Origin of the sequence: Enterobacter ludwigii (assembly GCF_001750725.1) — a bacterium.
GTDB classification, from domain to species: Bacteria; Pseudomonadota; Gammaproteobacteria; order Enterobacterales; family Enterobacteriaceae; genus Enterobacter; species Enterobacter ludwigii.
On sequence record NZ_CP017279.1, the window covers coordinates 3512899 to 3528566 of the forward strand.

Below are 15668 nucleotides of genomic sequence, written 5' to 3' on the forward strand. Positions count from 1 at the left end.
AAACAAGCATATAAGGAAAAGATAGAATGGCTAAGGGGCAATCTTTACAAGATCCGTTCCTGAACGCATTGCGTCGGGAACGTGTTCCAGTTTCTATTTATTTGGTGAATGGTATTAAGCTGCAAGGTCAGATTGAATCTTTCGATCAGTTCGTGATCCTGTTGAAAAACACGGTCAGTCAGATGGTCTATAAGCACGCTATTTCTACAGTTGTTCCGTCTCGTCCGGTATCCCATCACAGCAATAACACTGGCGGCGGCACGGGTAGTAACTACCATCATGGCAGCAGCGCGCAGGGTTCTTCTTCTCCTGCGCAGGACAGCGAAGATACCGAATAAGGTTTCGGGCTGTTATCCACACGGGGAGCCAGGGATCCTGCGTTCCCCGCTGATCTTTTTTGAGGAATTTACGCTTGTTTGACCGTTATGATGCCGGTGAGCAGGCGGTGCTGGTACACATCTATTTTACGCAAGACAAAGATATGGAAGACCTCCAGGAGTTTGAATCTCTGGTCTCTTCCGCCGGTGTCGAAGCAATGCAGGTGATTACCGGTAGCCGTAAAGCGCCGCACCCAAAGTATTTTGTTGGTGAAGGTAAAGCAGTTGAAATTGCGGATGCCGTAAAAGCAACCGGCGCGTCAGTCGTGTTGTTTGATCATGCGCTGTCTCCGGCTCAGGAACGTAACCTGGAACGTCTTTGCGAATGCCGTGTTATCGATCGCACGGGTTTGATTTTAGATATTTTCGCTCAACGTGCGCGTACTCACGAAGGTAAGCTGCAGGTTGAGCTGGCGCAGTTGCGCCATCTGGCAACGCGGCTTGTGCGTGGCTGGACCCACCTTGAAAGACAAAAGGGCGGGATTGGTTTGCGCGGTCCGGGTGAGACCCAGCTTGAAACCGACCGCCGTCTGTTGCGTGGCCGTATTACCCAGATCCTTTCACGTCTGGAACGCGTTGAAAAACAGCGTGAGCAAGGACGTCGGGCGCGATCGAAAGCTGACATCCCGACGGTGTCGCTGGTGGGGTATACCAACGCCGGTAAATCCACCCTGTTTAACCAGATTACTGAGGCCCAGGTTTATGCCGCAGACCAGCTGTTTGCGACCCTGGACCCCACATTGCGTCGTATTGACGTCGCCGACGTCGGTGAAACGGTGCTGGCGGATACCGTAGGGTTTATCCGTCACCTGCCGCATGACCTGGTGGCTGCGTTTAAAGCCACCCTGCAGGAGACGCGTCAGGCGACCCTGCTGCTGCACGTCATTGATGCTGCAGACGTTCGCTTGCAGGAGAACATCGACGCGGTAAACGTGGTGCTCGACGAGATCGACGCCGACGACATCCCAACGCTGTTGGTGATGAACAAGATCGATATGCTGGAGGATTTTGAGCCGCGTATCGACCGAGATGAAGAGAACAAACCGATTCGGGTCTGGCTTTCCGCTCAGACCGGTATTGGTGTGCCACTGCTTTTCCAGGCTTTGACAGAACGTCTTTCCGGTGAGGTAGCCCAGCACACGCTGCGATTGCCGCCACAGGAAGGCAGGCTGCGCAGCCGGTTTTATCAGCTTCAGGCGATAGAAAAAGAGTGGATGGAGGATGACGGCAGCGTGGGGATGCAGGTGCGTTTGCCGATCGTTGACTGGCGTCGCCTCTGTAAACAAGAACCTGCGCTGGTCGACTATATCGTCTGATCAGAAAGGGGATGCCTGAATAATTCGCCCTTGCATAACAAATATGGAGCATATACATGGCGTGGAATCAGCCCGGTAATAACGGACAAGACCGCGACCCGTGGGGAAGCAGCAATAATCAAGGCGGCAACTCTGGGGGAAATGGCAACAAAGGTGGTCGCGAGCAGGGGCCGCCGGATCTGGATGATATCTTCCGCAAGCTAAGCAAGAAGCTTGGTGGCCTTGGCGGAGGTAAAGGTTCTGGCTCTGGTGGGGGTTCCACTCAGGGGCCGCGCCCGCAGTTAGGGGGCCGCGTGGTGGGCATTGTTGCCGCTGCCGTGGTGATCATCTGGGCTGCCAGCGGGTTCTACACCATTAAAGAAGCGGAACGCGGTGTGGTCACCCGTTTCGGGAAGTTCAGCCATCTGGTTGAGCCAGGTCTGAACTGGAAACCGACTTTCATTGACGACGTGACCGCGGTGAACGTGGAGTCTGTGCGTGAACTGGCGGCCTCCGGCGTGATGCTGACCTCCGACGAGAACGTTGTGCGCGTTGAGATGAACGTCCAGTACCGCGTCACCGATCCGCAGCACTACCTGTTTAGCGTGACCAGTGCAGATGACAGTCTGCGCCAGGCCACAGACAGTGCGCTGCGCGGTGTGATCGGTAAATACACCATGGACCGCATTCTGACCGAAGGTCGTACCGTTATTCGTAGCGATACCCAGCGTGAGCTGGAAGAGACCATTCGCCCGTACAACATGGGTATCACCCTGCTGGACGTCAACTTCCAGGCTGCTCGTCCGCCGGAAGAGGTGAAGGCCGCGTTTGATGACGCGATTGCCGCCCGTGAAAACGAACAACAGTACATCCGTGAAGCGGAAGCGTACACCAACGAAGTTCAGCCACGTGCTAACGGTCAGGCGCAGCGTATTCTTGAAGAAGCGCGTGCGTATAAAACTCAGACCGTCCTGGAAGCTCAGGGTGAAGTGGCGCGTTTCGCGAAGATTTTGCCAGAATATAAAGCGGCTCCGGAGATTACCCGTGAACGTCTTTATATTGAGACCATGGAAAAAGTGCTGAGCCATACGCGTAAGGTACTGGTTAACGACAGCAAAGGTGGAAACCTGATGGTACTGCCGTTGGATCAGATGCTGAAAGGCGGTTCGGCGCCGGCGGCAAAGGCGGATACCAGCGGTGCCAACAACCTGCTGCGTCTGCCACCTGCGGCATCCGGTAGCTCAAGCGCCACAACCACGCCTTCTTCGAACGATGGTGACATTATGGACCAACGCCGTGCTAACGCGCAGCGTAACGACTACCAGCGTCAGGGGGAATAAGGATGCGTAAGTCAGTTATTGCGATCATCATCATCGTATTGGTCGTGCTTTATACCTCTATCTTTGTGGTGAAAGAGGGCGAGCGTGGAATTACCCTGCGTTTTGGTAAAGTTCTGCGCGACAGCGAGAACAAGCCGCTGGTGTTTGAGCCGGGCCTGCACTTTAAAATGCCACTGATTGAATCGGTGAAAACGCTCGACGCCCGTATCCAGACCATGGATAACCAGGCCGACCGTTTCGTGACTAAAGAGAAGAAAGACCTGATCGTTGATTCCTACATCAAATGGCGTATCAGTGATTTCAGCCGCTACTACCTGGCAACGGGCGGTGGCGACGTTTCTCAGGCGGAAGTGCTGTTGAAACGTAAGTTCTCTGACCGTCTGCGCTCTGAGATTGGTCGTCTGGATGTGAAAGACATCGTCACCGACTCCCGTGGTCGTCTGACGCTGGAAGTGCGTGATGCGCTGAACTCCGGTTCTGCAGGAACCGAAGACGAAGTCACCACCCCGGCAGCGGATGATGCCATTGCCAAAGCGGCAGAACGCGTTCAGGCTGAAACCAACGGCAAAGTGCCGGTGATCAACCCGAACAGTATGGCTGCTCTGGGTATCGAAGTGGTCGACGTCCGTATCAAGCAGATCAACCTGCCAGCGGAAGTGTCCGAGGCGATTTACAACCGTATGCGCGCCGAGCGTGAAGCGGTAGCCCGTCGTCATCGTTCACAAGGTCAGGAAGAGGCGGAGAAACTGCGTGCGGCAGCGGATTACGAAGTGACCAAGACGCTGGCAGAATCTGAGCGTCAGGGCCGTATTCTGCGCGGTGAAGGGGATGCCGAAGCGGCAAAACTGTTTGCCGATGCCTTCAGCCAGGATCCCGACTTCTACGCCTTTATCCGTAGCCTGCGTGCTTACGAGAACAGCTTCCAGAGCAACCAGGATGTGATGGTGCTCAGCCCGGACAGCGATTTCTTCCGTTACATGAAGACGCCGGCTAACGCAACGCGATAAACTCAGGCCAGTTTGAGTATTCAAACCACCGCTCTCAACGGAGCGGTGGTTTTCTTTTATAAGGATGAAAAATGAATTCAACGATTTGGCTTGCGCTGGCCCTGGTTCTGGTGCTGGAAGGCCTTGGACCGATGCTTTATCCGCGTGCATGGCGTCGGATGATAGCCTCTCTGAGCCAGTTGCCGGATAATATTTTGCGTCGATTTGGGGGCGGACTTGTGGTTGCCGGCATCGTTATCTACTACATGTTGAGGAAAACGATTGGCTGATCAAAAAGTAATCTGGTTTGGCGTATTTTGAGGTCAAAAAGTGCTGTATATCTGAAAAAGCGATGGTAGAATCCATTTTTAAGCAAACGGTGATTTTGAAAAAAATGGGTAACAACGTCGTCGTACTGGGCACCCAATGGGGTGACGAAGGTAAAGGGAAGATTGTTGATCTTCTGACTGAACGGGCTAAATATGTTGTACGCTACCAGGGCGGTCACAACGCAGGCCATACTCTCGTAATCAACGGTGAAAAAACCGTCCTCCATCTTATTCCATCAGGCATTCTTCGCGAAAACGTCACCAGCATCATCGGTAACGGCGTTGTGCTGTCTCCGGCTGCTCTGATGAAAGAGATGAAAGGTCTGGAAGACCGTGGTATCCCCGTTCGCGAGCGTCTGCTGCTCTCCGAAGCCTGCCCGCTGATCCTTGATTATCACGTGGCGCTGGACGTAGCGCGCGAAAAAGCGCGTGGCGCGAAAGCGATTGGCACGACCGGTCGTGGTATCGGCCCGGCTTATGAAGACAAAGTTGCTCGTCGCGGTCTGCGCGTGGGCGATCTGTTTGATAAAGAGACGTTCGCTGAAAAACTGAAAGAAGTGATGGAATATCACAACTTCCAGCTGGTGAACTTCTATAAAGCTAACGCTGTTGACTACCAGAAAGTGCTGGATGACGTCATGGCGATTGCTGACATTCTGACCGGTATGGTTGTTGATGTGTCCGATCTGCTGGACCAGGCGCGCAAGCGTGGCGATTTCGTCATGTTCGAAGGTGCGCAGGGTACGCTGCTGGACATCGACCACGGTACCTATCCGTACGTCACCTCCTCTAACACCACCGCAGGTGGCGTTGCGACCGGTTCTGGTCTGGGTCCACGTTATGTGGATTACGTTCTGGGCATCATCAAAGCTTACTCCACTCGCGTGGGTGCGGGTCCATTCCCGACTGAGCTGTTTGATGAAACCGGCGAGTTCCTGTGCAAGCAGGGTAACGAGTTTGGCGCGACCACCGGTCGTCGTCGTCGTACCGGCTGGCTGGACGTGGTAGCCGTGCGTCGCGCAGTACAGATTAACTCCCTGTCTGGTTTCTGCCTGACCAAACTGGACGTGCTGGACGGTCTGAAAGAGGTGAAACTCTGCGTAGGCTACCGTATGCCTGATGGTCGCGAAGTGACCACCACTCCGCTGGCTGCGGATGACTGGAAAGGCATCGAGCCAATCTACGAAACCATGCCAGGCTGGTCTGAAACGACGTTCGGTGTGAAAGAGCGTAGCGGTCTGCCACAGGCAGCACTGAATTACATCAAGCGTATTGAAGAACTGACCGAAGTGCCGATCGACATTATCTCTACCGGCCCTGATCGTACTGAAACGATGATCCTGCGCGACCCGTTCGACGCATAATCTTCGTGACTGCTGGCCTGCGGGACAACCCGCAGGCTGGATACGCGTCGCGCCATCCGGCGAACGCTCCTCGATCTCCGCTTTTTCGCCCCGTCTGTCAAATAAATTAGCCGCTTACTATCTGGCTGGTTTATCATCATTAATGAATATCTGTGCGGTTTATCCGCGTTTTCCCTTTTTCCTGAGGTTGATGTGCAGTTAACAAGTTTCACCGATTACGGCTTACGCGCGCTGATTTACATGGCGTCGTTACCCGATGGGAAAATGACCAGTATCTCTGAGGTTACAGAGGTATACGGTGTGTCCCGTAATCATATGGTCAAAATAATCAATCAACTTAGTCGTGCCGGATACGTTGCTGCCGTCCGCGGGAAGAATGGTGGGATCCGTCTCGGTAAACCGGCGCAGAGTATTCGTGTTGGGGATGTGGTACGTGAACTGGAGCCGTTGTCTCTGGTGAACTGCAGCAGCGCGTTCTGCCACATTACGCCCGCTTGTCGCCTTAAACAGGCACTTTCTCTGGCCGTGCAAAGTTTTCTCAAGGAACTGGATAACTACACGCTGGCCGATTTGGTTGAAGAGAATCAACCACTTTATAAATTATTGCTGGTGGAATGAAGAAAATTTCCACCGGAGCTGACAACGGAGGAACCGATATGTCACATGATCCTTTCCAGGAACGCGAAGCCGAAAAATACGCGAATCCTATCCCCAGCCGCGAGTTCATCATTGAACACTTAACAAAACGCGAAAAACCCGCCAATCGTGAAGAACTTGCCGTTGAATTAAACATTGAAGGTGAAGAGCAAATTGAAGCCCTTCGCCGCCGCCTGCGCGCGATGGAGCGCGACGGGCAACTGGTCTTTACCCGCCGTCAGTGCTATGCGCTTCCCGAACGTCTTGACCTGCTGAAAGGCACCGTTATCGGCCACCGTGATGGCTATGGCTTCCTGCGCGTAGAAGGCCGTAAAGACGATCTTTATCTTTCCTCTGAACAGATGAAGATGTGCATTCACGGTGACCAGATCCTGGCGCAACCGCTGGGCGCGGACCGTAAAGGCCGCCGCGAAGCGCGCGTGGTGCGTGTCCTGGTCCCTAAAACAAGCCAGATTGTTGGCCGCTACTTTACCGATGCAGGCGTGGGCTTTGTGGTGCCGGACGACAGCCGCCTGAGCTTCGATATCCTGATCCCGCCTGAAGAGGTGATGGGCGCCCGTATGGGCTTTGTGGTGGTGGTTGAACTCACCCAGCGTCCTACCCGACGCACCAAGGCGGTCGGGAAAATCGTCGAAGTGTTAGGCGATAACATGGGCACCGGCATGGCCGTTGATATGGCGCTGCGTACTCATGAAATTCCTTACGTCTGGCCGAAAGCGGTTGAAGAGCAGGTTGTCGGCCTGAAAGAAGACGTGCCGGAAGAGTCCAAAGTGGGCCGCGTGGATTTGCGCGATCTGCCGCTGGTGACTATTGATGGTGAAGATGCCCGCGACTTCGATGATGCCGTTTATTGCGAGAAAAAACGCGGCGGCGGCTGGCGTCTGTGGGTTGCCATCGCTGACGTAAGCTATTACGTGCGCCCGCATACTCCGCTGGATAACGAAGCGCGCAGCCGTGGAACGTCGGTCTACTTCCCGTCGCAGGTAATCCCGATGCTGCCGGAAGTCTTGTCTAACGGCCTGTGCTCCCTGAACCCGCAGGTTGACCGCCTTTGCATGGTCTGCGAGATGACCATCTCCACCAAAGGGCGCTTAACGGGTTACAAATTCTACGAAGCGGTAATGAGCTCCCATGCGCGCCTGACCTACACCAAGGTCTGGCATATGCTGCAGGGCGATCAGGATCTGCGTGAGCAGTATGCGCCGCTGGTGAAACACATCGAAGAGCTGCATAACCTCTACAAAACGCTGGATCAGGCGCGTGAAGAGCGCGGCGGGATCTCGTTTGAGAGCGAAGAGGCGAAGTTCATCTTTAACGCTGAACGCCGCATTGAACGTATTGAGCAGACCCAGCGTAACGATGCCCATAAGCTGATTGAAGAGTGTATGATTCTGGCAAACATCTCGGCGGCACGTTTTGTTGAGAAAGCCAAAGAACCTGCGCTGTTCCGTATTCACGATAAACCGTCGACCGAAGCCATCACTGCGTTCCGCTCCGTGCTGGCTGAACTGGGTCTGGAACTGCCTGGCGGTAACAAGCCAGAGCCGCGTGATTACGCTGAATTGCTGGAGTCGATTGGCGATCGCCCGGATGCAGAAATGCTGCAGACCATGCTGCTGCGTTCCATGAAGCAGGCGATTTACGATCCGGAAAACCGCGGTCACTTCGGCCTGGCGCTGCAGTCTTATGCCCACTTTACCTCGCCGATCCGTCGTTATCCGGACCTTTCCCTGCACCGCGCGATCAAGTATCTGCTGGCGCAGGAGCAGGGTCATAAAGGTAATACGACCGAAACCGGTGGCTACCATTATTCAATGGAAGAGATGCTGCAACTCGGTCAGCACTGTTCCATGGCCGAACGTCGTGCAGATGAAGCGACGCGCGACGTGGCAGACTGGCTGAAGTGTGACTTTATGCTGGACCAGGTGGGTAACGTCTTTAAAGGCGTGATTGCCAGCGTCACCGGCTTTGGTTTCTTCGTCCGTCTGGATGAACTGTTTATCGACGGTCTGGTGCATGTCTCCAGCCTGGATAACGACTACTACCGTTTCGACCAGGTCGGGCAGCGCCTGATTGGTGAATCTGGCGGCCAGACCTATCGTCTTGGCGATCGCGTGGAAGTGAAGGTCGAAGCCGTTAATATGGACGACCGTAAAATCGACTTTAGCCTGATCTCCAGCGAGCGTGCCCCGCGTAATGTGGGTAAAACGGCGCGTGAAAAGACGAAAAAAGGGGGCAACGGCAACACCGGTGGCAAACGTCGTCAGGCGGGTAAGAAGGTAAACTTCGAGCCAGACAGCGCGTTCCGCGGTGAGAAGAAACAGAAGCCGAAGGCCGCAAAGAAAGAGGCCCGGAAGGCGAAAAAGCCGTCCACCAAAACGCAGAAAATCGCGGCTGCCACCAGGGCAAAGCGCGCAGCGAAGAAACAGCAGGCGGAGTAATTCTCCCCCTCAACCTGACCCTCTCTCCTGCGGAGAGAGGGAAAAGAAAAGACAGAACGAGAACCATCAATGAGTGAAATGATTTACGGCATCCACGCGGTGCAGGCCCTGCTGGAGCGCGCACCGGAGCGTTTTCAGGAAGTGTTTATTCTGAAAGGGCGTGAAGACAAACGTCTGATGCCGCTGATCCACGCCCTGGAAGCACAAGGTGTCGTGATCCAGCTGGCGAACCGCCAGTTCCTGGATGAGAAAAGTGAAGGTGCCGTTCACCAGGGCATTATTGCCCGCGTTAAGCCAGGCCGTCAGTATCAGGAAAACGATCTGCCGGATCTTATCGCCGGGCTGGAAAATCCATTCTTCTTGATCCTTGACGGCGTGACCGACCCGCACAACCTTGGCGCATGTCTGCGAAGCGCAGATGCGGCAGGTGTTCATGCCGTTATCGTGCCGAGGGATCGCTCTGCACAGCTTAACGCGACGGCGAAGAAAGTGGCCTGTGGCGCAGCGGAAAACGTACCGCTGATCCGCGTCACCAACCTGGCGCGCACCATGCGTATGCTGCAGGAAGAGAATATCTGGATCGTCGGTACCGCGGGTGAAGCTGATCATACTCTTTATCAGAGCAAGATGACCGGCCGTCTGGCACTGGTAATGGGTGCCGAGGGCGAAGGTATGCGCCGTCTGACCCGTGAGCATTGCGATGAGCTGATCAGCATTCCAATGGCGGGCAGCGTGTCGTCTCTGAACGTCTCCGTGGCAACAGGTATCTGCCTGTTTGAAGCGGTACGTCAGCGCGGGGAATAAACAGCAAGGCCGTCCTGAGGACGGCCTTTCATATTTTCTGTGGGAGGGTCACCAGACGGTGAAAAACTCACTCCTCCAGTGACCGCAAATGGTCATCCTTCCTGAGCGTCATTAGCGCGAAGATACTCACTACCGCCGTCGCCATGACGTAATAAGCCGGAATATCCAGGTTGCCCGTCTCTTTAATCAGCCCGGTAATAATCAACCCCGCGCAGCCCGAGAAAAGGGCGTTCGACAGGGAATAAGCCAGCCCAAGCCCGGTATACCGTACGCGCGTCGGGAACATCTCTGAGAGCATCGCCGGCCCGGGGCCTGCCAGCATCCCCACCAGACCACCCGCAATCAGCACCACCAGCGCTTTGATGGCCAGCGTGCTGGACTCCGCCTGTAAAACCTTCAGCAGCGGCAGGGCAAGGAGCAGCAGCAACGTGGTGGCGACGATCATCACCGTGCGGCGTCCGATTTTGTCGCTCAGGATCCCGGATGGAATAATCGTCAGCGCAAAACCGATATTCGAAATCACCGCAATCAACAGCGCCTGGTTAAACCCGGTATGCAGCGCCGACTGCAGATAGGTGGGCATAATCACCAGATAGGTATAACCTGCCGCTGACCAGACCATCACCCGGCCAATGCCCATCGCAATGGCGTTGAGCGTGGCGACGGTATCAGCCTGAGCGGCAACCGGCTTTTCCTGCTGCTGCACAAAGCTTGGCGTCTCTTCCATACTCACCCGCAGCCACAGCGCCACCACGCCCATCGGTAATGCCAGGAAGAACGGGATGCGCCAGCCCCAGTCATGCAGGGCTTCCGGTGTCAGAAGGGCGGAGAGCAGTGCGACAATGCCAGCGCCTGCTAACAGGCCCAGCGCGACGGTAAATGACTGCCATGCACCGTAGAGGCCCCGCTTGCCGCGTGGGGCAAATTCGGTCATCAGCGAGACGGCGCCACCATACTCACCACCGGCGAACAATCCCTGCAGGATGCGCAGCAGCGTGATAATCAGCGGGGCGGCAATACCGATGCTGGCATAGACCGGCACAATACCGATTGCGGCGGTGGCCAGCGTCATCAGCACCAGTACAATAATCAGCGTCGGTTTTCGGCCTATCCGGTCACCTATTCTGCCAAACACCACCGCGCCCAGCGGGCGGAAGAAGAAGGCGATGGCAAAGGAAGCGTAGGTGAGGATCAGGCTGGTCAGCCCCGCGTCCCCCTCAAGCTGGAAGAAGTTCTTCGCAATTACGGTCGCCAGAAAACCATAGACCGCAAACTCATACCACTCGATAAAGTTACCAATGGAGCCTGCAATTAATGCACGCTTGTGCGCGTCCGGTTGCATAACGTTCCTCACTGAAAGGGGGTAAGAATAAATTATTCAACAAAAGCGAATGCGCGAAATAGTTTATTCTTATGTTCTGTGAGCTATTTCACGAATGATATCAGCGGGATCGTCATCGTGTGACCTCACTCCCATGCAGCGTGCACGTGGCCTGTCCATACTTATCTTCATTGCCACTGAAGGAGGGAGACAGCATGCACTGGCAGACCCATACCGTTTTTAATCAACCTGCACCGCTCTCAAACAGCAACCTTTTCCTCTCTGATTGCGCTCTGCGTGACGCGGTTGTTCGCGAAGGCGCCGAGTGGGATATCGAGCTTCTTGCCAGCATCGGCCAGCAGTTAGGAACCGCGGAATCGCTGGAACTGGGCAGGCTGGCGAACGTTAATCCACCGGAGTTATTACGCTATGACGCCACCGGGGAGCGACTGGATGATGTTCGCTTTCATCCCGCATGGCACCTCTTAATGCAGGGACTTTGCGCCAACCGTGTCCATAACCTGGCGTGGGAAGAGGAGGCGCGCAAAGGCGCGTTTGTCGCCAGAGCTGCACGTTTTGTCCTGCACGCTCAGGTAGAAGCGGGCACGCTTTGCCCTGTCACCATGACCTTTGCTGCTACACCGCTGCTGCAACAGGCGCTGCCCGAGCCGTTCCGTGACTGGATCACGCCGTTAATGAGCGATCGTTACGATCCTCATCTTGCGCCGGGGGCGCAAAAGCGTGGCCTGCTGATTGGCATGGGGATGACAGAAAAACAGGGCGGCTCGGACGTACTCAGCAATACCACCAAAGCGGAAAAGTGCAGTGACGGCAGCTACCGGCTTATCGGGCATAAATGGTTTTTCTCTGTGCCGCAAAGCGATGCGCATCTGGTGCTGGCCCAGGCGAAAGGGGGGCTGTCCTGCTTTTTTGTTCCACGCTTTTTGCCTGACGGGCAACGCAATGCCGTACGTCTGGAGCGGCTAAAAGAGAAGCTCGGCAACCGCTCTAACGCCAGCAGCGAAGCGGAGTTCCTGGATGCGTCCGGCTGGCTGCTGGGGGAAGAAGGAGAAGGGGTACGCCAGATCCTCCGAATGGGCGGGCTGACGCGGTTTGACTGCGCGCTGGGCAGCCATGGGCTGATGCGTCGGGCTTTATCCGTGGCGCTTTACCATGCGCATCAACGCCAGACGTTTGGTAAAAACCTTATCGACCAGCCGCTCATGCGCGATGTGCTGAGCCGCATGGCGCTGATGCTGGAGGGCCAGACGGCACTGTTGTTCCGTCTGGCCCGGGCGTGGGACAGGCGTGCCGATCCTCAGGAGGCCGCCTGGGCACGGCTTTTCACCCCCGCGGCGAAATACAGCGTCTGCAAAGCGGGTATCCCGTTTGCGGCGGAAGCCATGGAAGTGCTCGGCGGCACAGGCTACTGCGAGGAGAGTGAGCTTCCCCGTTTGTACCGTGAGATGCCCGTGAACAGCATCTGGGAAGGGTCCGGCAATATTATGTGCCTGGACGTTCTGCGTGTACTGACGAAGCAATCCGGCATCCTCGACCTGCTTGTGGATGATTTTGCCCAGGTAAAAGGGCAGGACAGGCACTTCGATCGCAGCTGGCGTCAGCTTCAGCAAAAACTGCGAAAACCGCAGGAGGCGCAGGGGCGGGAGATCACGCAACAGCTTTTCCTGCTGGGGGCCGGAAGTCAGATGCTGCGGCACGCATCGCCACCCGTGGCGCAGGCGTGGTGCCGCATGATGCTTGATACCCGCGGCGGTACGCTGATGAGCGAGCAGGTGCAAAATGACCTGCTGTTGCGTGCCACGGGCAGGGTTGGCTAACTCTTTAGCTGGAACAGGCTCACCAGTTGGGTGAGGTGTGAGCCTTTCTCACGCAGCGTGTGTGCGGTTTGTTCGCTGCGTAGGACGCGGTCGGCGTTGATGTGCGACGCTTCGCCAATGTGGGTCATGGCCAGATTAACCTGGCCTATTCCCGCGGATTGCTCGCGGGACGCATGGTTAATCTCCGTGACCAGCTTGTTGATGTTATCGATATGCACGATGATGGAATCCATCGCCAGACGCGTTTGTTCAGACAGCGCATGGCCTTCGCTGACTTTTCTAAGCGTATCACCGATGAGCTGTTCAATCTCCTTCACCGCGTTGGCGCTGCGTCCTGCCAGCGCGCGTACTTCCTGCGCCACCACCGCAAAACCTTTTCCGTGCTCGCCTGCGCGGGCTGCTTCAACCGCTGCGTTAAGCGCCAGAATGTTGGTCTGAAACGCGATGGATTCAATCACGCGCGTGATGTCTTCGATTCGCTTTGATGCTTCGCGAATATCATCCATGGTAGCGACAGCGTGGGTGACCGTCTCACCACCCTGGTGTACCGCGCGCGACGTTTCGCCTACCAGTTGCTGCGTTTGTTCCATGTTGGCGGCATTTTGCTGCACGGTCGCGGCCAGTTGCTCCATGCTGGCAGACGTCTCTTCTACACTGCTGGCCTGCTTGTTAATCTGCCCGGAGATTTCTTCGCTATCGGATGCCAGCGCGTTGGTGCCCATATGGATCTCCGCTGCGGCCTCGCGCACCTGAAGAACAATTTTCTGCAGTCCCCCTCCGATACCGTTAATGGCATCGATGAGCTGACCGACCTCATCCTGGCGGGTCACGGGCAGGCTGGAGCGCAGATCGCCTGCGGCATACTGTCGGGCCAGGTGGATCACATTGCGCAATGGGCGTGTCAGTATGCGTCGTATAATGACCACAAACAGACCCGCGAAGAGCACTGACAGCACCACCCCTGCCAGCAGGAAGCGGTCGCGCATGGCGGTCACGCTTGAGAGCAGTACCGATTTATCCACTTCGCCGACAATGGCCCAGTTCCAGCCTGGCAGCGGCGTATACGCCATGGTCAGCGTGCGACCATCGGCACTGACGCGCTCCAGCGTGCCGGATTTATCACTCAACAGCTGTTGCTGGATAGCGCTATCCCACTCCGGTACTTTTCCCTCCGCGCTGGTGTGGAACAGATACTGCCCGCGCGTTTTGCCGTGGCTGCGGTCCAGAACAAAGAAGTGACCGCTCTCGCCCAGTCGACGGTTGAGGATTTTCTCGCGCATGACGTTCCAGGAGTGAGTGATGTCCACACCAACAAAGATGATTGCAATGACCTGGCCGTCCGCGTTTTTAACCGGCTGGTATTGGGTGATGTAGCGCTTGCCGAACAGCAGCGCCAGACCGCGATAAACCTCGCCCCGGGTGACGGCGGCAAAGGCCGGGCTGGTGGTATCCAGAACGGTGCCCATTGCCCGCTCGCCGTTCTCTTTGCGCAGCGATGTGGCGACGCGCACAAAGTCGTTACCGCTACGCACAAACAGGGTAGAAATTGCCCCTGTCCGGCTCAGAAAATCGTCTGAAAGGGAATTGTTTTCATGCAGTCCGGTTTCCCCTCCTTTCAGGAGCGGAACGTTAATCCCGTTAATCGTCTGGGTTTGAGTGTTATCAACGCTCAGTGGCTGGGGCAAAAAGGAGGTAAACAGCCGGGTATAACTCTCGACCTCTTCACTCAGGCTGGTGTTAAACATCTGCACCATATCGACCATGCCGGTGGACTGATTATGCAGGTCTTCTATCGCGAGGGCTTCAAGCTGCTGGCTGGCTTTTTGGCTGAGCAGAAAAGTGAAAAACAGAAACAGGATGGCGACACTGGCACCGGTAAGCAGCGACAGCTTTGCACCCAGACCTGCACGACGGAAAAAGTTGATCATAAATTGCTCATCATTGAAAAGGTATGGCTTTTCAACGGCACAGCAGAGATAACGTTTACTGTTTTAGTGTAACAAAATGTTATTTAATTGTTTTTAATTGGTTTGCTAAAAGATAAAAAATTTGCAAAAACGAAAAGCCACTAAAAGTAAGTGGCTTTTATCGGAGGGTGGATTACGCGTAGAGAATGGCCTGTACCCGCCAGTGATCGATGTACTGATCTTCCTGCATCTGGATAATGCGATACCATGAAGCACCCTGCTCATCGGCCTTTAATGCAACGACACGTTCAACGTCCTGCGGGCTCCCCGAAATATTATTCACGGAGATCTGGCCAATTTCATTCAGGCCAGTCACACAATCAGCACTGGCAAATTCAGCTGACTGCGCGGTTGTGCTCACAAGACCTGCTGAGAGCAACAGTGTGGTCAAAGCAAGAGTTCGTTTCATCGTCAGCTCCATTTCACATGTCTCCGGTATCCGCCGGGCAATCCTTCGCGAATAAACTCACTTCCATTGTTGCGGGCATGGAGTTTATTGTGGACAGGAAAGTGTCTATGGACGCAAAGCAGTGTAAATGTCGTTCAAATGAAGACGATCATTGACGATACAGAATGGCCTGTGAGTACCACTGTCCCGTAATGATGGTTTCGTCGATCATAATGATGACGTAATAATCTGCTTTGGCGGCGACGGCTTGTGCCTTTATTGCTTCTTCCGCGTCATCCGGGGAGCCGCGAACCAGCGCAGAGACGGTACCCATACGCTGTAATCCTTCCGTCTGATTACGACGGATTTCCTGCGGGTGATCGGCGACCGGGGGAGCGGGTTGTGGCGTTCCCTGCAGCGCGCTACAGCCACTGAGCAGTAACATCAGCAATAAAGCAGCAAACCTGCGCATAAACATATCTCGTTTCCTGATAGCCAAAGTGTAGTTGTCTGTGAATTTAGTTTTGGGGGAATGTTCCCGAAGTGTTAGCTGGGGCGTAA

The 15668-nt window shown here is 55.3% G+C and carries 14 protein-coding genes; 10 read left to right on the forward strand and 4 right to left on the reverse strand.

Annotated elements, in window-relative coordinates; translation table 11 throughout:
• Positions 1-26 precede the first annotated feature (26 nt).
• The 9 genes from hfq (at position 27) to rlmB (ending at position 9593) form a co-directional block, all read left to right on the forward strand.
• A complete protein-coding gene (hfq, locus tag BH714_RS16540; protein ID WP_014168311.1) occupies positions 27-338 on the forward strand; it encodes an RNA chaperone Hfq in 312 nt (103 codons plus the stop codon).
• Between the two features lie 74 nt (positions 339-412).
• Entirely contained in the window at positions 413-1693 is a 1281-nt protein-coding gene (gene hflX, locus BH714_RS16545) for a ribosome rescue GTPase HflX (protein ID WP_020882944.1), read from the forward strand.
• 56 nt (positions 1694-1749) lie between these two features.
• The gene (hflK, locus tag BH714_RS16550; protein ID WP_014168313.1) at positions 1750-3012 is read left to right on the forward strand and encodes an FtsH protease activity modulator HflK; all 1263 of its coding nucleotides are present in this window, start codon (positions 1750-1752) and stop codon (positions 3010-3012) included.
• 2 nt (positions 3013-3014) lie between these two features.
• Complete coding sequence (hflC, locus tag BH714_RS16555; RefSeq protein ID WP_014168314.1) at positions 3015-4019, forward strand: protease modulator HflC; 1005 nt, start codon at positions 3015-3017, stop codon at positions 4017-4019.
• 71 nt (positions 4020-4090) lie between these two features.
• Positions 4091-4288 (forward strand): DUF2065 domain-containing protein, encoded by a 198-nt coding sequence (locus tag BH714_RS16560; protein ID WP_014168315.1) that lies wholly within the window; start codon positions 4091-4093, stop codon positions 4286-4288.
• A 104-nt stretch (positions 4289-4392) separates the two neighbouring features.
• The gene (locus BH714_RS16565) at positions 4393-5691 is read left to right on the forward strand and encodes an adenylosuccinate synthase (protein ID WP_040019069.1); all 1299 of its coding nucleotides are present in this window, start codon (positions 4393-4395) and stop codon (positions 5689-5691) included.
• Positions 5692-5883: 192 nt separating this feature from the next.
• Positions 5884-6309, forward strand: coding sequence for a nitric oxide-sensing transcriptional repressor NsrR (gene nsrR / locus BH714_RS16570; protein WP_014168317.1), 426 nt, complete (start codon positions 5884-5886; stop codon positions 6307-6309).
• 38 nt (positions 6310-6347) lie between these two features.
• Entirely contained in the window at positions 6348-8789 is a 2442-nt protein-coding gene (gene rnr, locus BH714_RS16575; RefSeq protein ID WP_025206255.1) for a ribonuclease R, read from the forward strand.
• 69 nt (positions 8790-8858) lie between these two features.
• Complete coding sequence (gene rlmB, locus BH714_RS16580) at positions 8859-9593, forward strand: 23S rRNA (guanosine(2251)-2'-O)-methyltransferase RlmB (RefSeq protein ID WP_014168319.1); 735 nt, start codon at positions 8859-8861, stop codon at positions 9591-9593.
• Between the two features lie 67 nt (positions 9594-9660).
• On the opposite strand, the gene BH714_RS16585 is transcribed toward rlmB, so the two are convergent.
• Positions 9661-10935, reverse strand: a complete 1275-nt coding sequence (locus tag BH714_RS16585) for an MFS transporter (protein ID WP_040018462.1) — start codon at positions 10933-10935, stop codon at positions 9661-9663.
• Between the two features lie 194 nt (positions 10936-11129).
• Between BH714_RS16585 and BH714_RS16590 the strand changes: the two genes are divergently transcribed.
• Entirely contained in the window at positions 11130-12752 is a 1623-nt protein-coding gene (locus BH714_RS16590) for an isovaleryl-CoA dehydrogenase (protein WP_025206252.1), read from the forward strand.
• Here BH714_RS16590 and BH714_RS16595 read toward each other — a convergent pair.
• The 3 genes from BH714_RS16595 to bsmA form a co-directional block, all read right to left on the reverse strand.
• Entirely contained in the window at positions 12749-14680 is a 1932-nt protein-coding gene (locus tag BH714_RS16595) for a methyl-accepting chemotaxis protein (RefSeq protein ID WP_040018464.1), read from the reverse strand. The two genes, BH714_RS16590 and BH714_RS16595, sit on opposite strands and share 4 nt — an antisense overlap.
• Before the next feature lie 172 nt (positions 14681-14852).
• Positions 14853-15128, reverse strand: coding sequence for a DUF1471 family protease activator YjfN (yjfN, locus tag BH714_RS16600; RefSeq protein WP_025206250.1), 276 nt, complete (start codon positions 15126-15128; stop codon positions 14853-14855).
• Positions 15129-15276: 148 nt separating this feature from the next.
• Entirely contained in the window at positions 15277-15606 is a 330-nt protein-coding gene (gene bsmA, locus BH714_RS16605) for a biofilm peroxide resistance protein BsmA (protein ID WP_088202980.1), read from the reverse strand.
• Positions 15607-15668 lie beyond the last annotated feature (62 nt).